This window comes from Burkholderia sp. BCC1996 (assembly GCF_905339955.1).
Lineage (GTDB): Bacteria > Pseudomonadota > Gammaproteobacteria > Burkholderiales > Burkholderiaceae > Burkholderia.
This window is the reverse complement of the sequence record NZ_CAJPHM010000010.1, coordinates 128474-151218: the sequence shown is the minus strand read 5'-3', so window position 1 is coordinate 151218 and position 22745 is coordinate 128474. Positions and strand designations below refer to the sequence as shown.

The 22745-nt window shown below is 67.0% G+C and carries 22 protein-coding genes; 8 read left to right on the top strand and 14 right to left on the bottom strand.

The window, feature by feature from the left end:
• Positions 1-5: 5 nt before the first annotated feature.
• Complete coding sequence (locus U4Z64_RS16900) at positions 6-890, bottom strand: LysR family transcriptional regulator (RefSeq protein WP_321820532.1); 885 nt, start codon at positions 888-890, stop codon at positions 6-8.
• Positions 891-1003: 113 nt separating this feature from the next.
• Between U4Z64_RS16900 and U4Z64_RS16895 the strand changes: the two genes are divergently transcribed.
• The gene (locus tag U4Z64_RS16895; RefSeq protein WP_321802090.1) at positions 1004-1450 is read left to right on the top strand and encodes a multidrug/biocide efflux PACE transporter; all 447 of its coding nucleotides are present in this window, start codon (positions 1004-1006) and stop codon (positions 1448-1450) included.
• Positions 1451-1493: 43 nt separating this feature from the next.
• On the opposite strand, the gene U4Z64_RS16890 is transcribed toward U4Z64_RS16895, so the two are convergent.
• From U4Z64_RS16890 to U4Z64_RS16860, 7 genes are all read right to left on the bottom strand, one after another.
• Positions 1494-2702: a chromate transporter gene (locus U4Z64_RS16890; RefSeq protein ID WP_321802091.1), complete on the bottom strand. Its 1209-nt coding sequence runs from the start codon at positions 2700-2702 to the stop codon at positions 1494-1496.
• A 207-nt stretch (positions 2703-2909) separates the two neighbouring features.
• Positions 2910-5249, bottom strand: a complete 2340-nt coding sequence (locus tag U4Z64_RS16885) for an EAL domain-containing protein (RefSeq protein WP_321820531.1) — start codon at positions 5247-5249, stop codon at positions 2910-2912.
• A gap of 220 nt (positions 5250-5469) precedes the next feature.
• A complete protein-coding gene (locus U4Z64_RS16880; RefSeq protein WP_321820530.1) occupies positions 5470-6351 on the bottom strand; it encodes a PhzF family phenazine biosynthesis protein in 882 nt (293 codons plus the stop codon).
• Between the two features lie 13 nt (positions 6352-6364).
• Positions 6365-6823: a RidA family protein gene (locus tag U4Z64_RS16875; RefSeq protein ID WP_321820529.1), complete on the bottom strand. Its 459-nt coding sequence runs from the start codon at positions 6821-6823 to the stop codon at positions 6365-6367.
• A 50-nt stretch (positions 6824-6873) separates the two neighbouring features.
• Positions 6874-8055, bottom strand: coding sequence for a PLP-dependent aminotransferase family protein (locus U4Z64_RS16870; RefSeq protein ID WP_321820528.1), 1182 nt, complete (start codon positions 8053-8055; stop codon positions 6874-6876).
• A gap of 152 nt (positions 8056-8207) precedes the next feature.
• Complete coding sequence (locus U4Z64_RS16865) at positions 8208-9116, bottom strand: DMT family transporter (protein WP_321811027.1); 909 nt, start codon at positions 9114-9116, stop codon at positions 8208-8210.
• A 54-nt stretch (positions 9117-9170) separates the two neighbouring features.
• Positions 9171-9863 (bottom strand): VOC family protein, encoded by a 693-nt coding sequence (locus U4Z64_RS16860; RefSeq protein ID WP_321820527.1) that lies wholly within the window; start codon positions 9861-9863, stop codon positions 9171-9173.
• Positions 9864-10093: 230 nt separating this feature from the next.
• On the opposite strand from U4Z64_RS16860, the gene U4Z64_RS16855 reads away from it, so the two are divergent.
• The 4 genes from U4Z64_RS16855 to U4Z64_RS16840 all read left to right on the top strand — a co-directional run bounded on the left by U4Z64_RS16855 (position 10094) and on the right by U4Z64_RS16840 (position 14695).
• The gene (locus U4Z64_RS16855) at positions 10094-11554 is read left to right on the top strand and encodes a PLP-dependent aminotransferase family protein (protein WP_124487178.1); all 1461 of its coding nucleotides are present in this window, start codon (positions 10094-10096) and stop codon (positions 11552-11554) included.
• Between the two features lie 158 nt (positions 11555-11712).
• On the top strand, positions 11713-13611 hold the full coding sequence (gene htpG, locus U4Z64_RS16850; protein WP_124487179.1) for a molecular chaperone HtpG: 1899 nt from the start codon (positions 11713-11715) through the stop codon (positions 13609-13611).
• A gap of 8 nt (positions 13612-13619) precedes the next feature.
• Entirely contained in the window at positions 13620-14219 is a 600-nt protein-coding gene (locus tag U4Z64_RS16845) for a chorismate--pyruvate lyase family protein (RefSeq protein ID WP_044846453.1), read from the top strand.
• Positions 14219-14695: a DNA-deoxyinosine glycosylase gene (locus U4Z64_RS16840; protein WP_321820526.1), complete on the top strand. Its 477-nt coding sequence runs from the start codon at positions 14219-14221 to the stop codon at positions 14693-14695. Before U4Z64_RS16845 ends, U4Z64_RS16840 begins: the two co-directional genes overlap by 1 nt.
• 35 nt (positions 14696-14730) lie before the next feature.
• Here U4Z64_RS16840 and U4Z64_RS16835 read toward each other — a convergent pair whose 3' ends face one another.
• The 6 genes from U4Z64_RS16835 to U4Z64_RS16810 form a co-directional block, all read right to left on the bottom strand.
• Positions 14731-15534 (bottom strand): hypothetical protein, encoded by an 804-nt coding sequence (locus U4Z64_RS16835; RefSeq protein WP_321820525.1) that lies wholly within the window; start codon positions 15532-15534, stop codon positions 14731-14733.
• A gap of 75 nt (positions 15535-15609) precedes the next feature.
• Positions 15610-16305, bottom strand: a complete 696-nt coding sequence (locus U4Z64_RS16830) for a mobilization protein (RefSeq protein WP_321820524.1) — start codon at positions 16303-16305, stop codon at positions 15610-15612.
• 189 nt (positions 16306-16494) lie between these two features.
• Complete coding sequence (locus tag U4Z64_RS16825; protein ID WP_321820523.1) at positions 16495-18297, bottom strand: alkaline phosphatase D family protein; 1803 nt, start codon at positions 18295-18297, stop codon at positions 16495-16497.
• A 110-nt stretch (positions 18298-18407) separates the two neighbouring features.
• Positions 18408-18731 (bottom strand): helix-turn-helix transcriptional regulator, encoded by a 324-nt coding sequence (locus U4Z64_RS16820; protein ID WP_321820522.1) that lies wholly within the window; start codon positions 18729-18731, stop codon positions 18408-18410.
• A complete protein-coding gene (locus tag U4Z64_RS16815; protein WP_321820521.1) occupies positions 18728-19084 on the bottom strand; it encodes a type II toxin-antitoxin system RelE/ParE family toxin in 357 nt (118 codons plus the stop codon). Before U4Z64_RS16815 ends, U4Z64_RS16820 begins: the two co-directional genes overlap by 4 nt.
• A 327-nt stretch (positions 19085-19411) precedes the next feature.
• Positions 19412-19666, bottom strand: coding sequence for a hypothetical protein (locus U4Z64_RS16810; protein WP_321820520.1), 255 nt, complete (start codon positions 19664-19666; stop codon positions 19412-19414).
• Positions 19667-19814: 148 nt separating this feature from the next.
• On the opposite strand from U4Z64_RS16810, the gene U4Z64_RS16805 reads away from it, so the two are divergent.
• The 3 genes from U4Z64_RS16805 (at position 19815) to mctP (ending at position 22720) form a co-directional block, all read left to right on the top strand.
• Positions 19815-20732 (top strand): spermidine synthase, encoded by a 918-nt coding sequence (locus tag U4Z64_RS16805; RefSeq protein ID WP_321820519.1) that lies wholly within the window; start codon positions 19815-19817, stop codon positions 20730-20732.
• Between the two features lie 198 nt (positions 20733-20930).
• Positions 20931-21173 (top strand): DUF3311 domain-containing protein, encoded by a 243-nt coding sequence (locus U4Z64_RS16800; protein WP_011657556.1) that lies wholly within the window; start codon positions 20931-20933, stop codon positions 21171-21173.
• Positions 21170-22720 carry a monocarboxylate uptake permease MctP gene (gene mctP, locus U4Z64_RS16795; protein WP_044846438.1) on the top strand — a complete coding sequence of 517 codons (1551 nt, stop codon included), beginning with the start codon at positions 21170-21172 and terminating at the stop codon, positions 22718-22720. The genes U4Z64_RS16800 and mctP overlap by 4 nt, the downstream gene beginning before the upstream one ends.
• Positions 22721-22745: the final 25 nt, after the last annotated feature.

Below are 22745 nucleotides of genomic sequence, written 5' to 3'. Positions count from 1 at the left end.
CGCCGCTACGCGGCCAGCATCGCGTCGAGCAGCCACGCGCCAGCCGGGCCGAGCGGCCGGTTGCGCGACCACACGGCATCGACCCGCACGCGGCGCGGCCAGCCGCGCGCGCGCAGCTCGCACAGCCGATCGCGCGCGAAGTGCTCGACCATCCAGCGCGGCAGCTCGGCCCAGCCGAACCCCAGCACCGCCATCTCCAGCAGCATCAGGTAGCTCGGCGCGAGCCAGCGCTGCGTGCCGACGACCATCCGGTCGGCGGCGCCGCGATCCTCCGGTTTCACATACGTATTGAGGCGCAGCTCGCGCGCGTCGCGCAGCGCCGCATGCGGCACGTCGGCGTCGCCATAGGCCGCCAGCGCGTGCGTGCGCCCGACGAACAGGCCGATCTCCGACTCTTCCGCCACCGTCGCCGCGCCGATATCCGGCGGATAGACCGCGCGCGCGGCCATCAGCCCGAGCTGTGCGCGGCCCTGCTGGATCAGGTCGAGCACGTCCTCGTGCTCGGCAATCTGGCATTCGAGCTCGAGCGCCGGAAAGCGCCGCTCGAGCGCCATCAAGGTCTCCTCGTAACGCTTCGACTGGTACGTGTCGGACACGACGAGCGTCAGCCGCGCTTCCTCGCCCTGCGCGAGCCGCGCGGCGGTGCGGTCGATCGCCGCGCCGGCCTCCAGCGCACGCTGCACCTGCGGGAGCAGCGCGCGGCCGGCATCGGTCAGCGTCGGTGTGCGCGTCGAGCGGTCGAACAGCTGCACGCCGAGATCGATCTCGAGGTTCGCGATCGCTTCGGACACCGTCGACTGGCGCTTGCCGAGCTTGCGGGCAGCGGCCGTGAACGAGCCGAGCAGCGCGGCTTCGGCGAAGGCGAGCAGGGCTTCGGGGGCATGGCGCATGCGGCGGGTCTCAGGGCTTTATATCGGTAAAACCGATGATATCAAACTGGATTCATGCGGTTTCGCCGATCAAAATGGCCGACATCGATTGTACGAACGCATCGGAGGGAACCATGAAACAGATCAACAAAACGGTGACGGAACGTCTCGTTCATGCGCTGACGTTCGAGCTGGTGGCGATCGCGCTGTGCGCGCCGATCGGTGCGTGGCTGCTCGACATGCCGGTGTCGCACGTCGGCGTGCTGACGGTGATGGTGTCGCTGATCGCGATGGCCTGGAACATGACGTTCAACACGCTGTTCGACCGCTTCGAGCGGCGGGCGGGCCTCACGCGCACGCTCGGCATGCGGATCGCGCATGCGGTCGCGTTCGAGCTTGGTCTCGTCGCGATGGTGGTGCCGGTCGCCGCGTGGTGGCTGAACGTGAGCCTCGTCGAGGCGCTGCTGCTCGACCTCGGCATCGTGCTGTTCTTCCTGCCTTACACGTTCTGCTTCAATCTCGCGTACGACGCGCTGCGCGCACGCTGGGCCGCACGTCGCGTCGCGGTACCGGCCGGCTGAGCGGCAAGCGTCCGGCGGCGCGGGCGGCGACCGGGGCCGGCCGTCAGTGCGCGACGGCCCACAGCCACACGCCGCATGCGATCGCGACCGCACCGTAGACGGCATACACGGGCACCTTGAAGCGCGTGAAGCACAGCGTCGCGAAGGCGCCCGTGAGCCAATAGACGGGATCGGCCGGTTCGCGATGCAGGATCTTCACGACGGCGACGACGAGAAAGCCCGTCGTCGCCGCGCGCAGCAGGCGCATCCCGTGCTCGAAGCGCGAATGGCGCTTGAGCCGGAACAGATGGTTCTGCGCGAACACGACGAGACATCCCGACGGAATGAACAGCGCGGCGGTCGCGAGCAGCGCACCGCTCCAGCCGTCGGTCAGGTAGCCGAGAAACGGCACGACGTTCAGCAGCGGGCCGGGCGCCACCGGCGACAGCGCGAACGCGAGCGTGAAGTCGCGATCGGAGATGCCGGTGGCCGGCGACACGAACAGCGTCTTGAGCACGGGCAGCGCGGAGAATCCGCCGCCGAACAGCGTCATGCCGGCGCCGGCGAGCCGCGGCCACAGCAGCGTCTCCTGGTAGTCGCCGGGCAGCGGCAGTGCGAATACCGCGACGAGTACGGCCAGCAGCACGAGCAGGTTGCGGTCGCGTTTCGACAGCGTGACGTCGACCGTGGCGTGTTGCGGCGGCCCGGTGAGCCAGCCTGCTGCAAACGCAGCAAAAAGAATCCCGACGAAAGCGGCCGGACTATGCGCGAAAGCGAGCAGAATCGTCGACAGCGCGGCGATCACCTGTTCGAGCCGCGTGCGCGCGAGCGCGCGCCACTGCTTGACCCACGTGACGCCGATCAGCGCGGCAAGCACCATCCCGAAGTGATTGATCAGCACCGGCGCGGCCAGCGAGCGCACGACCGGCGTGCGGTAGAAGATCGCAAACAGCGTCATCAGCACGGAGAACGGAAGGACGCTCGCGATGCCGGCGACCCAGGCGCCTGCGCGGCCGTGCAGCGTCTGGCCGACCTGCACGGCGACATTACAGCCGACGGGGCCTGGCACGAGCCATGCAAGGGCGACGAGATCGGCGAATACGTGCGGCTCGATGCGCTGCCACCGCTCGACGTAGTGGCGTTCGAGCTGCGCCATCATCGAAAGCCCACCCCACGACAGCGCGGAAATGCCGGCGACGACCTTGAACAAGGCCCACAGGGATGCCTGTGCCTGTTCGACACGTTCGGCCGCTTCGACTTCGACGGTGGTCATGATGGTGTTGCGGTTGGCGCCGGGCCTGGTCTCGCGCATAGGGACGTGCCGGCGGCCCGCCGACACGATGGCCCTCCCGATTGTCCGCCGCGAGTCATGACACTGCCATGCGCGAAAACGCTAGTAAATGAACTAAACAACCGCATCGGAAGCCGAAATGATCGATGTGCCGCGCAACATGGGCCGTGCGGGTTGCAGGTTGCGGGTTCAGGCGCCGGTGCTGCCGGTCGCGCGGTGCGCGAGGACGTTCGGCCGGTTGCCGCGCACGCCGAAGCGCGCGATCAGCGCGGGGATCGCGTCGGCCGGCACGGGGCGCGAGAACAGGAAGCCCTGCGCCTCGATCTCGCCGAGCGCGGACAGCCATGCGATCTGCTCCTCGGTTTCGGTGCCTTCGACGACGACCGTCAGGCCGAGCGAGCGCGCGAGATGCACGATCGACGACACCATCACGCACACGCTGCGATCGTTCGGGATCGCCTGCACGAACGAGCGGTCGACCTTCAACGTATCGACGGAGAAGCGGTGCAGGTACGACAGCGACGAGTAGCCGGTGCCGAAGTCGTCGAGCGCGATCCGGATGCCGAGCTTCTTCAACGCGACGATCTTCTCGGACACGAGCTCCGGATATTCCATCATCGCGGTCTCGGTGATCTCGAGCTCGAGCCGGTTCGCGTCGATGCCGGTGTCCTGCAGCGCCTGCGAAATCGTCTCGATCAGGTCGCCGCGCCAGAACTGTACCGGCGAGATGTTGACCGCGAGCGTCAGCGTGTCGTGGCCGTCGTCGCGCCAGCGCGCGATCTGCTCGCACGCGGTGCGGATCACGAAGTCGCCGATCGGCACGATCAGGCCCGTCGATTCGGCGATCGAAATGAATTCGTTCGCGGAGATGACCCCGTGCTCGGGGTGATCCCAGCGCGCGAGCGCCTCGAAGCCGGTGATCGTGCGGTGCGTCAGGTCGATCTTCGGCTGGTACGCAAGGAACAGCTGTCCCTCGGCGAGCGCGACGCGCAGTTGCTGTTCCCAGCGCATCAGGTGATCCGCGCGATGCGACAGGTGCGGCGCGTAGAACTGGTAGCAGTTCTTGCCCGCATCCTTCGCGCTGTACATCGCGAGGTCGGCCTTCTTCAGCAGGTCGATTTCGCTTTCGTTCGCGACGGTGTGCAGCGCGATGCCGATGCTCGCATGCAGCACGAACGAACTGCCGCGCACGTCGAACGGCTCGCCGAACATCCGGATGATCGCTTCCGCGAGCCGCACCGCGCGCCGTTCGACGTCGTCGCCCTTCATCACGACGACGAACTCGTCGCCGCCGATCCGTGCGAGCGAGCCTTCGTCGCCGACGGCATCCGACAGGCGCGACGCGGTCATCTGCAGCACGATGTCGCCGGCGTTGTGGCCGAGCGTGTCGTTGACGGTCTTGAAGTTGTCGAGGTCGATGAACAGCAGGCCGAGCCGCGACAGGCTGGCCGGCATCGACACGTCGTTGCGCAGCCCGCGCAGGGTCGCGTAACGGTTCGCGAGGCCGGTGAGCAGGTCGTATTCCGCGAGCTGGGTCATCTCGCGCTCGCGGCCGAGCAGCTTGCCGATCAGCCCCGTCGCGACGCCGAAGAACGCGAGCATCGCGAGGGTGATGAAGCTCGTCATCAGCAGGTAGACGTTGCGCGTATGGTAGTAGTCCGCGTATTCCTCGGTCTGCGACAGCCCGACCATCACCGCGAGCGGGTAGCCGTCGAGGTGGCGGTACGACACGATGCGCGTGACGCCGTCGATCGGGTCGATGATCGTGCCCGTGACGCGCTCGGCGATCGGATAGACGCCCGATGCGGAGAACGCCCCCGGTGCGTTGTTGAGCGAGCCGGTGCGCCGCGCGAGCACGGCACCCGTATCCGACACGACGGAGATCACGCCTTCCTTGCCGATCGCCGCGTTGTTGTAGAAGTCGTTCGTGAAGTAGCTCGGGTCTTCCGACACCACGACGATGCCGGCGAAGCTGCCGTCCGGGTTGTTCAGGCGCCGCGTCATCTGCAGCGTCCAGTGGCTCGACACGCGGCCGAGCACGGGCTTGCTGATGTACAGGCGATCGTCGTTGTGCGCGAGGTGGACCTTGAAGTGCTCGCGGTCGGACAGGTTGATCGGCTTCGGGTGGAGTTCGGCCGTGTTCGCGAACAGGATGCCCTTCGCGTTGACGAGCGAAACCTGGATCAGCGTGTCGCTCGGCACGACGCCTTTTTCGACGGTGCTCGCGAGGTTGAAGCGCGCGGGCGATTTCTCGAATTCGAACTTGACGAAGCGGGTGATCTGGTCGACCTGGTGGATCGCCTTGACCGTGTGCTGTTCGAGCGCCGACGACAGGATCGCCGCGGAAGCCGCCGCTTCCTTGTACGCGCTGTCCTTTTCGACCGACAGCCGCGCGATGATCACGGCCCACAGCAGCGCGAGCGCGAGCATCCCGAGCAGCGGGATCGCGAACAGCGCGCGCCGGCGCGACTTGCGTGGCGCGCGTAGCGGCCGGTTCGGCGACGGGTGGTTTGACCGGGCGGAGCTCATCGAAGAGGGCGGCGTCCTGCTCGCGTGCGCCATCCCGCGTCGGGATGGCCGGCTATGGTTGGGGTCGCACCGGCGTCTGTTCGTACGCGGGATGCGCAACCATGGACAGACCCGCCGAAGCGACGGATTAGGCCCGATATTACTGGCTGGAACGTTTTTGCGATAGCCGGGGGAATCGTAGGGCGCCGGCCGGGCCGGCGCCATCGCACATCGCGAAATGTTACACGGGGGACCGGAAGGTGCCGTCGACGACCGTGACGACGTGGCCGCCGATCCACGTGGTGCCGTCTTCGGCATAGCTGACGAAGATGCGGCCGTCGCGGCCGATCGCCGTGCCCTGGCGGGCCGTATACGACTGGCCGGGGCGGCGTTCCTGCCGCGTCAGCAGCCCGGCCAGCGCGGCGTTTGCGCTGCCGGTGACCGGGTCCTCGCCGAAGCCGAAGTCGCCGCCCGTCATCAGGCAGCGGATTTCGAAGGTCGCGGGACCGCCTTCGGCATGCGGCGCGTAGACCGCGAGGCCGTCCGTGCCGTAGCGGCGCGTGAGCGCCTCCAGCGCGGCCGGATCGGGCGCCAGGCCGATGCACGCGTCGGCCGACTTCAGCCGCACGACCAGCCACGGCGCGCCGTTGTCGATCGCGCACGGCTCGGCTTCCAGATCGATCGCGTCGCTGCGCAACGCGGCCGCCAGTGCCGGGTAGTCCGAACGGTCGAGCGGCGTGAACCGTGCCGGCGGCGCGGCAAATGCCCAGCCATCGGCCTGTTCGCGCAGTTCGACCAGGCCGACCCCGCATTGCTGGACCAGCCGGCCCGGCGTGCGCGGCCGCGCGCCGCTTTCCAGGAATGCATGCGCGGTGCCGAGCGTCGGGTGGCCGGCGAACGGCAGTTCGCCGGCCGTCGTGAAGATCCGCACGCGATAGTCGGCGTCCGGATCGGTCGGCGTGCAGACGAACGTGGTTTCCGACAGGTTCGTCCAGCGGGCGATCGCGAGCATCGCGTCGTCGCCGAGCGAGTCGGCGTCGAACACCACGGCGAGCGGGTTGCCCTTGAACGGCACCGACGTGAACACGTCGACCTGCTTGAAGCGGACGAGACGACCGGTCACCTCGATGCCCCCGTTACGCGACTTCGGCGATCAGTTCGATCTCGACGCACGCGCCGAGCGGAATCTGCGCGACGCCGAACGCCGAACGCGCGTGCTTGCCGGCCTCGCCGAACACCTCGGCGATCAGTTCCGACGCACCGTTCGTCACGACGTGCTGTTCGGTGAAGTCGAGCGTCGAGTTGACGAGGCTCATCAGCTTCACGATGCGCGTGACCTTGTTCAGGTCGCCCGTGTGCGCGTGCAGCGTCGCGAGCAGGTCGATCGCGATCGCGCGCGCAGCCGCCTTGCCGTCTTCCGTCTGCAGGTCGGCGCCGAGCTTGCCGGCCCAGACCTTGCCGTCCTTCTTCGCGATGTGGCCCGACAGGTAGACCGTGTTGCCGCTTTGCGCGCTCATCACGTAGGCGGCGGCCGGTGCGCCGGCGGTCGGGAGCTCGATGCCGAGCGACTTCAGCTTGTCGTAGACGTTAGCCATGGATTCGATTCCTCGTGGATCGTAGAGAGTCGTGACAGGGAAAAAGCGGATCAGAGACGCTCGCGCAGCTGCTTGCCGAGGCGCGCGACGCCTTCCTCGATCTTCTCCGGCGGCACCGTCACGAACGACAGGCGCAGCGTGTTCTGCTGCGGGTCGTTCGCGAAGAACGGCGCGCCCGGCACGAAGGCGACGTGGTTGGCGACCGCGGCCTCGAGCAGCTTCATGCTGTCGATCTGCGCGGGCAGGTTCACCCAGATGAACATGCCGCCGTCCGGGCGGTTCCACGTGACGCCTTCCGGCATGTGGCGCGCGAGCGACGCGAGCATCGCCTCGCATTGCGCGCCGTACAGCTGGCGGATCGTCGGGATGTGCTCGTCGAGGAAGCCGTCCTTGATCACTTCGTGCGCGATGCGCTGCGTGAGCGTCGGCGTGTGCAGGTCGGTGGCCTGCTTGGCCTGCACGAGCTTGAAGTGGAGTTCCTCGGGGGCAATGATGTAGCCGATCCGCAGGCCCGGCGCGAGCACCTTCGAGAACGTGCCGAGGTGCACGATATGGTCGGGCGCCATCGACAGCATCGTCGGCAGCGGCTCGCCCTGGTAGTTCAGTGCGCCGTACGGGTCGTCTTCCAGCACCGGGAACGGGCTCGACTGCGCGAACGCGGCGAGCGCGCGGCGGCGCTCGACGGGCAGGCGGCGGCCGGTCGGGTTCTGGAAGTTCGGCTGCGCGTACAGGAGGCGCGCGCCTTGCGTGAGCGCGGGTGTGAGGCCTTCGGGCAGCAGGCCCTGCTCGTCGGTCGGCACCTGCACGTAGCGCGGCTCGTACAGCGAGAACGACTGCAGCGCGCCGAGGTAGGTCGGAGTTTCGACGAGGATCGGGCTGTCCGGATCGATCAGCGCCTTGCCGAGCAGGTCGAGCGCCTGCTGCGAGCCGGTCGTGATCAGCACCTGCGACACGCGCACGCTGTAGCGCTCGGCGATCCATTCGCGCAGCGGCAGGTAGCCTTCGGTCGCGCTGTACTGGAGTGCGGCCGCGGGCGCATCGCGCAGCACGCGGTCGGCCGCGGCGCGCATGCGCTCGGCCGGGAACGTCGCGGGAGCGGGCAGGCCGCCTGCGAACGAGATGACCTCGGGGCGTTCCGTGACCTTCAGGATCTCGCGGATCGCAGAGCTCGTCAGCTTGCGGGCGCGTTCGGAAAGCTGCCAGTGCGGCGGATGCAGGTCGCTCGGATTCATAGTCTCCTCGTTCGGATATCGTGGTCAGTCAAGAAAGGTCGGTCAGGCAGATTGCGTCGACGCAGCCGGGTGGGCGTGCGGGAGCGCGATCGGGCCGTCGCGGCCGGGTGGGCAAAACCGTTCAGGCAAAACGGACATTATGGCGCACCTCATCAACCGGCGCGAGCGGGACGCGGGGCCGTGGCCACCGCCGAGCGCCGGCCGAGCATCACGGTCGCGATCACGGCGGCCGCGAACAGCCAGGTCGACGGCGTCACCGTTTCGCCGAACAGCAGCGCGGAAAAGGCGATCGTGAAGAAGATCTGCAGCAGTTGCACCTGGCCGACGCGCGCGATGCCGCCCATGGCGAGCCCCGCGTACCACGCGAAAAAGCCGATGAATTGCGAAAAGAGGGTCACGTAGCCGAACGCGAGCCACGTGCGCAGCGCGAGCGGGGCAGGGTGCGCGGCGTGCTGCGTCCATGCGAGCCAGCCGACCGGCAGCACGAGGAACGGCGCGGACACGACGAGCGCCCAGCAGATCACCTGCCAGCCGCCGATCTGGCGCGCGAGGCGCGCGCCTTCCGCATAACCGAGCGCGCCGATGCCGACCGCGACGAGCATCAGCGCGTCGCCGGCCTGCACCGTCCCGCCGCCGTCGCGCAGCGCGAACGCGATCACCAGCGCGCTGCCGGCCAGCGCACTGGCCCAGAACGCCTTCGACGGCCGTTCATGCGACAGCCACGCCGCGTACAGCGCGACGAACAGCGGCTGCAGGCCGTTGACGACCGCGCCGTGCGACGCCGGCACGGTCTTCATCGCCCACGCGGAGAACACCGGATACGCGATGATCACGCCGGCCGACACGACCGCGAGGCTTTTCAGCTGCGCGCGGGTCGGCAGCCGTTCGCGGCGCCACCACAGCAGCAGGCCGGCCGGCACCGACGCGGCGAGCGCGCGGCCGAGCCCGTTCAGCAGCGGGTTGAGTTCGGAGACGACGATACGCGTCATCGGCAGCGTGAGGCTGAAGATCATCACGCCGATGAGGCCGAGCAGCATGCCCCGGGTTTCGCGCGAATTCATGGACTGGGTGTCTCCGTATTGCAGGGTTCGGGTAACGAAAGGGCGCCAGGGCGGTCAGCGCAGCGTGCGTGCGCCCTGCGGCGTGTCGAATTCGGCGACGAGCGCCGGCGGGCCGTCGCCGGTGTCGAGGTCGAGCAGATGGCCGGCGCCGAGCCAGTCGAGCTGCTCGCGGACGGCATCCGCACGCGGGTGGACGCCCTTGAGCGCCTTCAGCGCGACGCCGTTGTCCGGCAGCGATTCGGCCGGATGGCGCGGGCTGTCCCACTGGATCAGCGACGGCACGAGGCCGTCGCCGGCGCCCTGCCACGCGGGGAACGCGCCGTCGTCGGGCACCGTGAGGCCCCAGCTCAGGTCGCCGCGCCGCATCGCGACGACCGGCGCGATGCGCGTCGGGTACTGGCTTTGCCACAGCGCGAGCCGGCGCGGGCGGTCGACGCGCGCGACCCAGTGCGCGAGGAACGGGCCCTGCGCGAGCCGTGCGTGCATCGCCGGATCGTCGAGCGCGAAGAGCCGCGCGCGCGGCGGCGTGGCGTCGTCGCCTGTCACGGGCGCGTCGCGATCGATCGCGATCACTTCGAGGTACAGCCCGCCCCACGCGCCGAACAGCGCGTTGTGGGTGCGCATCAGCGGATGGCGGCCGCCGCCGGCCGGTTCGATGCCGAGCGCGTCGGCGACGTGGCGCACGCCTTCGTCGAGCGTACGCGCGGCGATCACGAGATGGTCGGGGGTCAGGGAGCGGGCTGGCATGAACGTCGGTCGGGAAGCGAAAGTGTCATGGTGGGCGGGCGACGCGCGGGACGGTTGGGCGGCCGGCCGGTGCCCGGCCGCGAATGCAGGCCGGACGGGGCTGCGCCGCATACGGCAGGGCCGGAACGGCGGCCGCACGATCGCCATTCCGGTCAACTGTAATCGTCGGCACCGGCACAGTAACGGTACAATCGGCGCGATAGCCTTCGGTACAGTTGGAGCCGCCGCCCATGTCCACCGTCCCACTCGCCCAGATTCCCGCGCCGCACGATACGGCCACGCTCACGCTCGTCGACCAGCTCGTCCAGTGGGCGCGGCGCCGCATCGACGAACGCGTGTTCCGGCCCGGCATGCGGATGCCGTCGATCCGCAAGCTCGCGCTCGACAAGAGCGTGTCGCGCTTCACCGTGGTGGAAGCGTACGAACGGCTCGTCGCGCAGGGCTACCTCGACTCGCGGCGCGGCTCGGGTTTTTACGTGCGCGAGCGCACGGCCACCGGCCCGCTGCCGGCCGACAACGTGGTGCGCGTGGCCGAGGCCGCGCCGGTGCACAACACGATCGACGTCGTCTGGCTGCTGCGCAACATGCTGCATACCGCCAGCCCGGAAAAAGGGCCGGGTCTCGGCTACCTGCCGGGCCGCTGGCTCGACGGCGAGCTGATCACCGGTGCGCTGCGCGCGCTCGGGCGCCAGTCCGGCGCGCAGATGCTCGGTTTCGGCACCGCGCAGGGTTTCCTGCCGCTGCGCCAGCAGCTGCAGACGCGGCTCGCGGAAGTCGAGATCGGCGCGAAGCCCGAGCAGCTCGTGCTGGTGTCGGGCATCACGCAGGCGATCGACCTGATCTCGCGGATCTACGTGCGGCCCGGCGATGCGGTGATCGTCGGCGATCCCGCGTGGTTCCAGATGTTCGGCCGCTTCGCGTCGCAGGGCGCGCAACTGGTCGGGATGCCCTATACGCCCGACGGCCCCGATCTCGACGCGCTGGAAACGCTCGTGCAGATGTGGCGGCCGAAGATGCTCGTGATCAATTCGGTGCTGCAGAACCCGACCGGCACGTCGCTGTCGGCCGCGCAGGCGTTCCGGATCCTGAAGCTCGCGGAGGCGTACGATTTCCTCGTCGTCGAGGACGACGTGTACGGCGACCTGTGCCCGCCGAGCTATTCGGCCACGCGGCTCGCGAGCCTCGACCAGTTGAAGCGCGTGATCTACCTGGGCAGCTATTCGAAGACGCTCGCGGCGAATTTGCGGGTCGGCTATGTCGCCTGCGCGCCGGAGATCGCGAAGGCGGTCACCGACCAGAAGATGCTGGTCGGGATGACGACGCCGGAGCTCAACGAGCGCGTGTTGTACAAGATCCTGACCGAAGGGCACTACCGGCGCCACGTCGAGCGGCTGCGCGCGCGGCTCGACGGCGTGCGCGACAAGACCGCGCGGATGCTCGAGCGTACCGGGCTGCGGCTCTTCACGATGCCGGCGGCCGGGATGTTCCTGTGGGCCGACACGGGCGTCGATTCGGATGCGCTCGCGGCCGCCGCGCACGAGGAAGGCTTCCTGCTGACGCCGGGGAGCCTGTTCTCGCCGCAGCAGTCGTCGTCGACATGGACGCGCTTCAATGTCGCGAACTGCGGCGATCCGGCGCTGCCGGGGTTTCTCGCGCGCTATATCGAATCGGCGGCGCGGCGCGCGTCGTGACGGCGGGCGGCACGCCGCCCTTGAAATTCGCTCGCCCGTCCCCAGATACCCGCGCAAACCGCCTGCGCCAGGCGGTCGTCCTTGACGGGCTCGCCGGCATCGCGCGCCGGCGCACCCGCGCTACACCATTCAAGTTCAAGTAAGAGGAAACAGCATCCATGGCACACGAAACGATGAGCTTTCAGGCAGAGGTCAAGCAACTCCTCCACCTGATGATTCATTCGCTCTACAGCAACAAGGAAATCTTCCTGCGCGAACTGGTGTCGAACGCGTCCGACGCGGCCGACAAGCTGCGTTTCGAAGGGCTCGCGGACAACGCGCTGTACGAGAACGATCCGAACCTGCGCATCCGCATCGGCTTCGACAAGGCGGCACGCACGATCACGATCGAGGACAACGGCATCGGCATGAGCCGCGACGAGGCGATCGCGAACCTCGGCACGATCGCGCGTTCGGGCACCAAGGAATTCTTCACGAAGCTGTCCGGCGACCAGCAGAAGGATGCGGCGCTGATCGGCCAGTTCGGCGTCGGCTTCTACTCGGGCTTCATCGTCGCGGACAGGATCACCGTCGAGACGCGCCGTGCGGGCCTGCCCGCGAACGAAGCCGTGCGCTGGGAAAGCGCGGGCGAGGGCGATTTCACGATCGACGCGATCGAGCGCGCGCAGCGCGGCACGAAGATCACGCTGCACCTGCGCGAAGGCGAGGACGAGCTGCTGTCGTCGCACCGCCTGAAGTCGATCATCCAGAAGTATTCCGATCACATCGCGCTGCCGATCCTGATGCAGAAGGAAGAGTGGGATCAGGAAAAGGGCGAGATGGTCCTGAAGGACGAGGACGAGACGGTCAACCAGGCGAGCGCGCTGTGGACGCGCTCGAAGAGCGACGTCACCGACGAACAGTACACGCAGTTCTACCAGCACATCGCGCACGACCACCAGGATCCGCTCACGTGGACCCACAACCGCGTCGAGGGCCGCAGCGAATACACGCAGCTGCTGTTCGTGCCGGCGCACGCGCCGTTCGACCTGTGGAACCGCGACTACCGCGGCGGCCTGAAGCTGTACGTGAAGCGCGTGTTCATCATGGACGATGCCGAGCAGCTGCTGCCGCAATACCTGCGCTTCGTGAAGGGCGTCGTCGATTCGGCCGACCTGCCGCTCAACGTATCGCGTGAAATCCTGCAGGAAAGCCGCGACGTGAAGGCGATCCGCGAAGGCGTGACCAAGCGCGCGCTGTCGATGCTCGAGGAGCTCGCGAACGCGGAAGAGGATGCCGGCAAGGAGAAGTACAAGACGTTCTGGAGCGCGTTCGGCCAGGTGCTGAAGGAAGGCCTCGGCGAGGATCACGCGAACCGCGAGCGCATCGCGAAGCTGCTGCGCTTCGCGTCGACGCACGGCGACACCGACGCGCAGGACGTGTCGCTCGCCGACTACGTGTCGCGCATGAAGCCCGAGCAGAGCAAGATCTACTACGTGACCGCCGATACGTGGCAGGCCGCGAAGAACAGCCCGCACCTGGAAGTATTCCGCAAGAAGGGGGTCGAGGTGCTGCTGCTGACCGATCGCGTCGACGAATGGATGCTGTCGTTCCTGCACGAGTTCGACGGCAAGCCGCTCGCGAGCGTGGCGCGCGGCGATCTCGACCTCGGCGAGCTGAACGACGAGGAAAAGAAGGCGCAGGAGCAGGCGGGCGAGGCAATCAAGCCGGTCGTCGAGAAGATGAAGGAAGCGCTCGGCGACAAGGTGAAGGAAGTGCGCGTCACGTTCCGCCTGACCGATTCGCCGTCGTGCCTCGTCGCCGACGACAACGACATGAGCGGCTATCTGCAGCGGATGCTGAAGGCGGCCGGCCAGAACGCGCCGGCGATGCAGCCGATCCTCGAGATCAATCCGGAGCATGCGCTCGTGAAGCAGCTGAACGCCGATAGCGCCAACTTCGGCGACTGGTGCCATCTGCTGTTCGACCAGGCGTTGCTGGCCGAAGGCGGGATGCTCGACGATCCGGCGAGCTTCGTGAAGCGGACCAACGCGCTGCTGCTGTCGCGCAGCGCGTGAACGCGCGGATGCGATTCGACGGCGCACGGGCGGGCTGGCGCGACACGCCCCGGCCCGGCTGCACGCTCGACCAGCGCGACTGGCTCACGCGCGGCGGTTCGCTGACCGCGCATCTCGCGCGGCTCGGCAGCGTGAGCGTGCGCGTGACGCGCGAGGCCGTCGACTGTCCGTGGTTCGACGAGCCGGACGCGCTCGACAGTGCGCCGCGCGCGCCGATGTGGGTGCGCGAGGTGATCCTGTCGGTCGACGGCACGCCGTACGTCGCCGCGCACAGCATCGCGCCGCTCGCGGCCAGCAAGGGCGTGTGGCAGGCGATGCGGCGGCTGCGCACGCGGCCGCTCGCGGAGCTGCTGTACAGCGATCCGCAGGTCGAGCGCTCCGCGCTCGTCAGCCGGCGCGTGATCGCAGGTCATCCGCTGTATGCGCTCGCGAGCCATGCGCTCGGCGCGGGCGTGCGCGCGCCGCATGCGTTCGCCGCGCGGCGCTCGGTGTTCCAGCGGCGCGGCAAGCCGCTGATGGTCACCGAATGCATGTTGCCCGCGCTGTGGCGCCATCTCGATGCGCACGGCGACGGGCCGCGCTCCGTCGGACCGCGCGGAGCAGCGTGATGCTGCAAGGCTTTCCGCCGGTCGTCGGGCCGCATACGCATACGATGATTCTCGGCAGCTTTCCGGGCGAGGCGTCGCTCGATGCCGCGCAGTACTACGCGCATCCGCGCAACCAGTTCTGGCGGTTGCTCGGTGCGGTGCTCGGCGAACCCGGTCTGCACGAACTCGTGTATGACGCGCGGCTCGAACGCGTGCTTGCGCACGGCATCGGCATCTGGGACGTGCTCGATGCATGCCATCGCAAAGGCAGTCTCGATTCGGCGATCCGGAATGCGAAGCCGAACGACTTTGCTTCGTTGCGCGAGCATGCGCCGTTGCTGAAGAAAGTCTGCTTCAACGGCAAGACGGCAGGGCGGTTTGCCGATGTGATCGGCGCGGCGGGTTATGAAACGCTCGTGTTGCCTTCGTCGAGTCCGGCGAATGCGATGTTGTCGTTCGAACAGAAACTGGTGCTCTGGCGCGCACTTCGCACCTGAGGCGCGCCGGATTCCGAGGATTCGGTGAAGCGGTATCAGGTGGGCGGCGGCAGGTGCCTGGCGCCCCCGGCCGCGGCAATGCGACCTTGTGCTGCGACGAGTTGGTCGTCGGTGGTCGCCACCAGCCACAGACGTGCGTGCTCCTCGATCCGGCGGTTGTGGTCCTTCAACGGACCCATCGCGGCAGCGGCCTTCCAGACCACCGGGCCGATTCGGCTACTCCTGCCCGACGGCGCGCCTACCAGCAGGCAGTAAGGTCCCAGCGGAAGCGATACGAACGGAAGTGCCGGACTGGCGCTCACGCGCCAGTCGATGAACGGTGTGTCGCTGATCAGCAGCGGCGCGGGCAAGCCGTAGAGCACACTGAAATCGTACAGCGCCAGCTGCTCTCGCATGGCGACGTAAATTCGACGGATGTCGTCGACAACCGCCGCGCGGATCTCGTCGTCGAACATGGGTTCCTGCGCGTAGCGGGCAAATGCCTGTCGAGCCTCCCGTTGATACGCGCTGAACAGGCCGATCTCCACGCAGTCCTGCACCGCGCGCTGAACCTCCGCTACAGAACCGGCTTCCCCTGGCGTGCCCAGTTGCGCAGCCCGCAAAAAGCGGGCAAGTCCTTCCTCGTGGATCGCAGGACCCTCCGCGGATGGGTCGTCGTCAGGGTTCTTGCCCAGCGGCACGTAGATATATTTCTCGCCAGCGAAATGCGATTTCTTGCCTGCATCGAACTTGATTTCGCCATCGACGCAGTCGAGATAGCGCGTCCCGATTCGGCCGTGCTCCCAAACCCAATTCTTCAGGAACGGACGGAGTGGATGCAGTCTGTCGTGATCGGCCATCGCAACCTCCAGGTTTCCGTGTATGAGCCATTCCGGCAACGCGCCGCACCCTCCGCGCCGTCGCAGGGGCCCGCACTACAACGCGAGCGTGCCCAGCTCCTCATAAGTACGATGCAGCCAGACCTTGACGCGCTGCCGCTCCAGCAAGCCGAGCCCCGTGGCGGCGCGGTCGGGATGATTGACCGCCGCCCAGAAGCTCGCGCTTTGACGATCGATCTTCTGCATCGTCGTGTCGGACAGGCGGCGCAGCGTAATCACGCTGGCGCCGAGGGCCTCGGCCCGCTCGCGTTCGCCGGACGCCTCCAGAATCTCGAAGCGATCGCCGCGGACTTCATTCAGTACCAGCACCAGCCTGATGCGTCCACCGAATTCGTCGAGCCAATGCCGCAGCAGATCGACCGAATCGCGTCCGGTGTCCATCACGTGCCACCACGTCAACGTGAGGCCGTGTTCTTCGGCAAAATCCAGCACGTCCGAATCGTCGAGCCATCTTGCGAGCGACTGCCGCGTCTGGGCCGCAAGGTCGACCAGTATGCGCCGCTGCGGATCTTCGAGCGCCGATTCCATGACCGGATCGAGGCTGTCATGCTGGTCGAGCACGGCAGGCGCGGCAAAATCGGCATAGAACCGCAGTAGCGCGCCGTGCGATCGGTCGGTATCGAAGCCCATGAAGGGCACGCTCCGATCGATGAAATACTGGGCCAGCACACGGGCGGCGAGCGATTTGCCGACGCCGCCTTTTTCCCCGCCGATGAAGTGGATGTGACTCATGATGACGAAATCCCGTGTGATGGAGCCGGTATGGCCGGAACGGATGTTGGCAGGCTTCGATGACGTTACGGCGTAACAGGTCACGTCGAAAGAAAATGCAGGTGCGACAGCAGCATGCTGTCTGTTCGACGCCGATGTCAAACTGAACAAAATGGCAGCGCCAGCATGCGCCTTCGCTGAAGCGTGAACCTAGAAGCGCTCGACGCGCACCTCGACCGAATCCTTGGGCACGGTCAGCAGCGTGCGGTCGAGCAGGGCATCCGCGGGCGCGGTGGCGTCCGGGTTCAACGGCCTCACTTTGTTGAACACCACGGAAAAACGCTCCGGCGTGACGGTGGCTGACGCATAGCCCTGTGCGTCGTGGTCGGCGTGGCGCAGATCGGGGTTGTTCGTCGTCAGGAAGGTGTCGAGTTTGGCCGGGGTGGAGGCCAGCGATGCAAACGGCGTGCCGCTCCATGCGGCTTTCAGGTAGGAATAGAAGGACGCGCTGCTGATGCCTGCGCAGACGAAGTCGACGGCCACGGGCGTGCCTTTTGCAGGGTCGGGGTCGTCCCGCACGACGCCGCACTGAAACGCATGCAGGTCCCCGCTGATCGCGACGACGTTGCGGATTCCCTGCTCGTTCAAGTATGAGAGCAGCTCGCGTTTGTGCGCCGGATAGCCGTCCCATGCGTCGCAATCGATCACGAGGCGTGCCGCCGGTGTCTGCGGCGCGCCTGGCATCACGGCCCACAGGCGATTCAACATCACCTCGTTGCCCCACACCTTCCAGGTCGCAGGCGAACCCTTCATCGTGGCCTTCCACCATTGCGTCTGCTCCGGGCCGAGCATCGACGGCGCGCGACCAAGCTGCGCGGTAGCCTGCGCCTCCAGGCGCTGCAGCACACCCTGGTTGACGAAGTAGCGCGAGCCGGCTGCGTCGTCGCCGTTGACCGGGTCGTGCCCGCGTGTACGCGCGATAGACGCCTCGCTGACGACATGGTCGTCGCGATACAGCCGCTCGTCCGTCATCACGAGATGCATCAGCGTGCCGAAGCGAAATTCGCGATAGATACGAATGTTGGTGTACGACGGATTGTCCGGTTCGAAGCGCACGTCGCTCCAGTCCACCGGCATGTACTCCGCCCACGCACGACTGGCGTTGCGGCGGCGCTGCGTCTCCTGCCTTTCCTCGTTGGTGTAGACCTGATGATCCTGCCAGCAGTCGTCGGAAAACTCGTGGTCGTCCCATATCGCGATCATCGGCAGGCGCTGGTGCAGCGTCTGCAAGCGCGCGTCGGTACGATAAGTGCGATAGAGCGTCCGATAGTCTTCGAGCGTATCGGCATACACGCGGCCATCGGCGAGAGGCTTTCCGTCAGGCAGGCGCAGCGGCGGGTGCGCCGCCTCGACGGCGCCGGGTTTCGAGGTCCCAACCGTCTCATAGATGTAATCGCCCACATGCACGACGAAATCGAGATCGCTTTCGGCTGCCAGCAGGCTCATGGCTTGCCAGTGATTGATGCTCCAGTCCTGGCAGGTGAGCCATGCGAAGCGAACGCGGTGGTTGGCCTCGTCGGCATCCGGAGCCGTGCGCGCGACGCCGGTGGCACTCACGTCGCCGCCGGCGACGAACCGGTAGTGGTACGTGAGATTCGGTGCGAGCTGCGTTACCTTCGCGCGCACGGTGAAATCATAGGTGGCGCGTGCTCCCAACGGTACGCTGGCGGCGAGCGTCGAGAAATCCGGCCGCGTCGATACTTCGAGTCGTAACGGGATCGTGTGCGCGACGCCTTTCGCGCGGTGCCGCGCGTTCTCGGCGACGGGCACGCAGCGCGTCCAGAACACGACGGAGCGATCGCGCGGATCACCGCTGGCGACGCCTTGCGGGAACCGATACCGGCCTTTGCGCGCGGTGCCGGCAGATCGGGCCGACAGCGGAGCGACGAGCGTACCGGTGGCTGCCGCAACCGTGAAAAAGGTCGACGACTTGAGGAAATGGCGGCGATCCATCGATCCTCCCGATCGACATACCAAGGATGCCAGGAGAGGAGCGTCGCGTTGCAGCAGTACGCGATCGCGTCGCTCGCCCTGCAATCCGGAACATCGGCACGACGTTGCCGTCAGGCGGCGAATACGACTTCGATATGCCCTTCGACTTCGGACTGACGGTCAGGCCCGACGACGATCTGTATGTCGCGTCCGAGCTTCGCCAGACATTCCAGCATCTTCGTTTCGCTCACGCCGCGAAACTGCCCGCGCAGCATGTTCGACAGCTTCGGCTGCGTCATGCCGAGCAGCCGGGCCGCCTGCTGCTGCGTCCATTTGCGCGCCTTGATGATCTCCGCGATCTTGGCGGCGAGTTGAGCCTTCACGCGCATTTCGTCGGCATCGCGCATGCCCAGATCAGCGTAGACGTTCCCGCTGCCCGGTTCGATTTCGATCATCGTCTTGCTCCTTGTGCGTGTGCTTCGGCTGCTTTCAGGCGTGCGCGGACGAGATCGCCGTCCGGCTTCGGCGTCGCGATGCCGCACGATGATTTTTTCTGGAAGCAGTGCAGCACGTAGACGCTGCTCCCGAGCTTCACCGTGTAGACGGCGCGGTATGTGCCGTTGTCTTCCACGATCTCGAGCACGCCGGCCGATCCGAACCCTCGCAACGGTTTCGCCTGCTCGTGCTTGCGTCCGGTCTGCGCCAGATAGAGCGCATAACCGAACGTGTCCTGCACGGCTTCGGGCATCGCTTTGAGGTCCTTGCGCGCCGAGCCGAGCCAATACAGCGGTTTGATGTACGGATCCATCGATGAATTTATCCCTATTTGGGTATATTTTCAAGGTGCGCGCAGGAACCCGGTGCGACCGTTCGCATGCGGTGTGAGGGCGGGGCAGGCTGGAGGTGAACGCCGACGGGCGATGCCGGCTCGGCACCGCGGTGCGTGTTGACGAAGGCGAGCGCGCGCTTGATCTTCCGGCCGATGGCCGTTCCTTCACATCGTTGCGTCGCGGGGAGACCGGGGCAATTCAGCCGTTCGACAGAGGGCGATCGCTTTGGGGCGATGACGGCGGGAAGCGGGTTGTTCGTTGCCGAAGAACGGCGATCGTACGTGCGTGCGTGTCGCGCCGGACGATCAATCGTCCTTGCCCCATCGCCACCCGGGCTTCTCGCCCTTGAGCCGGCAAACGGCAGTCAGCAGCGCGACCAGTACCACGATGCAGGCACCGTATGCGATCGGCGATTGGTGCGGCGGCGCCAGCCACGCGCTCGCGATGATCCCGATCGCGAACAGCAGCAGCACGACCCAACCTTGCCACGCGACAGGCAAACCCCATCCCCAGCCGTAGCGCTTCGCGGGAAACCAGATCTTCTTGCCGTTCGAGGTCATGCGTCCTCCTTCGATCAATGAACGCGGCGTAGCGCCAACGGCGCGGTGAAGTCGAAGTCGTGCATGACCAGGCGTTCGGTACGGTTCCCACCGCCACCAATGCTATCCTCTCGTCCGCTCATCCAGCGTCACCCAGCGAGATTCAATCATGACCCGACTGATCAAGCGCGCGTCCGCCGAGGCGCGCGCGTTCAAAAAACGCAAGCCGTCCGCCTACAACGGCTCCGAACAGCTCCAGCCGCCGCGCCTGAAGCGCCGCCCGGAGATCGACGAACACGACGACGTGCCCGTCCTCGACGCACCGCGCAAGCCGCGCTTCGCGCCCGTCACGTTCTCGGAAGAGCGCGGCGTGCGCTTCCTGCACTTCGGTACCGAATGGGTGCAGGGCGCGATGCGGATTTCGAAGCCGCTCGCCATCGAGCTCGAATACGCGCAGCAGATGATGGCGTGGCTGCTGTTCCTCGAAACGCCCGAACGGATCGTCCAGCTCGGGCTCGGCACCGGCGCGCTGACGAAGTTCTCGCACCGCTTCCTGCCGCACGCGAAGGTCGAGGCCGTCGAACTGAACCCGGCCGTGATCGTCGCCGCACGCACGATGTTCGCGCTGCCGCCCGACGACGCACGCCTCGTCGTGCACGAAGCCGACGCGTGGGACTTCGTCAACGATCCGGCCAACCGCGGCACGACGGGCGCACTGCAGATCGACCTGTACGACGCGACCGCACGCGGCCCGGTGCTCGACAGCGTCGCGTTCTACCGCGCGGTGCGCGGCTGCCTCGCCGACGCGGGCATCGCGACGATCAACCTGTTCGGCGACCATCCGAGCTTCGTGCGCAACATGAAGCACCTGAACGCGGCGTTCGACCATCGCGTGATCGCGCTGCCGGAAGTGCACGACGGCAACCGGATCGCGATCGCGTTCTCGGGCCCCGCGCTCGACGTGTCGTTCGCGCAGCTGGAAGCGCGCGCGAAACTGATCGAGGACACGCTGAAGCTGCCCGCGCGCAAGTGGGTGAAAGCTTTGAAAGAAACGATCGGCGCACGCGAATCCTCGTTCGCGATCTGACGCTCATGCGCCGGCCGCATGCCGGTGCAACCGCATGACTGGGGGCGGATCACCTCGGGTTCGCCCCCGCTTGACCGCGCGTTCGCGGCTCCTATACTGGCGCGAAGCCAGGGGAGCCGCAGCTTACCCGTTTTGCCGCTCCTCTCGCCGCCGCACCCGCTTGACAAGATCGATAACCGGGAAAGATGAGGAGACGTCATGGCTCACGATGCCGACGCCAATCGGGCCGCCAAGCGCTGGCTCTGGCTGCTGGTACTGCCGCTGATCGCGATGGTGTGGGTACCGTCGTACAGCAAGATCGAACCGCAATGGTTCGGATTTCCGTTCTTCTACTGGTACCAGCTCCTTTGGGTCTTCATTAGCGCGGTGATCACCGCGTTCGTCTATTTCAAGACCAAGAACGCGTGGAAGGCGAGCGGCCCGCAGGGAGGTGCGCGATGAATCTCGGCGCGACCTTCGTTTTCGTGCTCCTGTTCATCGGTGTCACGATCATCGGTTTCCTGGCCGCCAACTGGCGGCGCGGCGATCTCGCCCATCTCGACGAATGGGGCCTCGGCGGCCGCCGCTTCGGCACGATCGTCACGTGGTTCCTGCTCGGCGGCGACCTCTACACGGCCTATACGTTCGTCGCGGTGCCCGCGCTCGTGTTCGGCGCCGGCGCGATGGGCTTCTTCGCGCTGCCGTACACGATCCTGATCTACCCGTTCGCGTTCGTCGTGTTCCCGAAGCTGTGGAGCATCGCGAAACGTCACGGCTACGTGACGGCCGCCGACTTCGTGAACGCACGCTACGGCAGCCGGATGCTCGCGCTCGCGATCGCGGTGACGGGCATCCTCGCGACGATGCCGTACATCGCGCTGCAGCTCGTCGGCATCGAAGTCGTGATCGGCGCGCTCGGCTTCGACACGACGGGCTTCGTCGGCGACCTGCCGCTGATCATCGCGTTCGCGATCCTCGCCGCGTACACGTACACGTCGGGGCTGCGCGCGCCCGCGATGATCGCGATCGTGAAGGACATCCTGATCTACATCACGATCGCCGCGGCGGTCATCGTGATCCCGGCGAAGCTCGGCGGCTTCGGCCACATCTTCGCGAGCGTGCCGCCCGCGAAGCTGCTGCTGAAGGCACCCGACGCGGCGAGCCTGAACGGCTACAGCGCGTACGTGACGCTCGCGATCGGCTCGGCGCTCGCGCTGTTCCTGTATCCGCACTCGGTCACGGCGATCCTGTCGTCGTCGTCCGGCAACTCGATCCGCCGCAACATGGCGATGCTGCCCGCGTACTCGTTCGTGCTCGGCCTGCTCGCGCTGCTCGGCTACATGGCGCTTGCGGCGGGCGTGAAGGACATGCCGCAGTACGCGCCGTACTTCAAGGCGTTCGGCCCGAACTTCGCGGTGCCCGCGCTGTTCCTCGAGTATTTCCCGTCGTGGTTCGTCGGCGTCGCGTTCGCGGCGATCGGCATCGGCGCGCTGGTGCCGGCGGCGATCATGTCGATCGCGGCCGCGAACCTCTATACGCGCAACATCCACCGCGAGTTCATCAACCGCGACATGACGCACGACCAGGAGACGCACGTCGCGAAGCTCACGTCGCTGATCGTGAAGGTCGGCGCGGTCGCGTTCATCCTCGGGCTGCCGCTCACCTATGCGATCCAGCTGCAGCTGCTCGGCGGGATCTGGATCATCCAGACGCTGCCCGCGATCGTGCTCGGCCTGTACACGCGGCTGCTCGACCATCGCGGCCTGCTGGCCGGCTGGGCGGCAGGCATCGTGTGCGGCACGTGGATGGCGGTGTCGCTGAAGCTCGCGAGCTCGATCTTCACGATCCACCTGTTCGGCCTCGCGATTCCCGGCTACGCGGCCGTGTGGTCGCTGGTCGTGAACCTGGTGGTGGCGGTGGCGGTGAGCGTGCTGGTGCGCGCGATGGGCATGGCGCATGCGGAGGATCGCACGCGGCCGGAGGATTATCTCGACGTCGTCGAGGGTTGATGCGGGCGGCGCGGCCGCGTGTCGC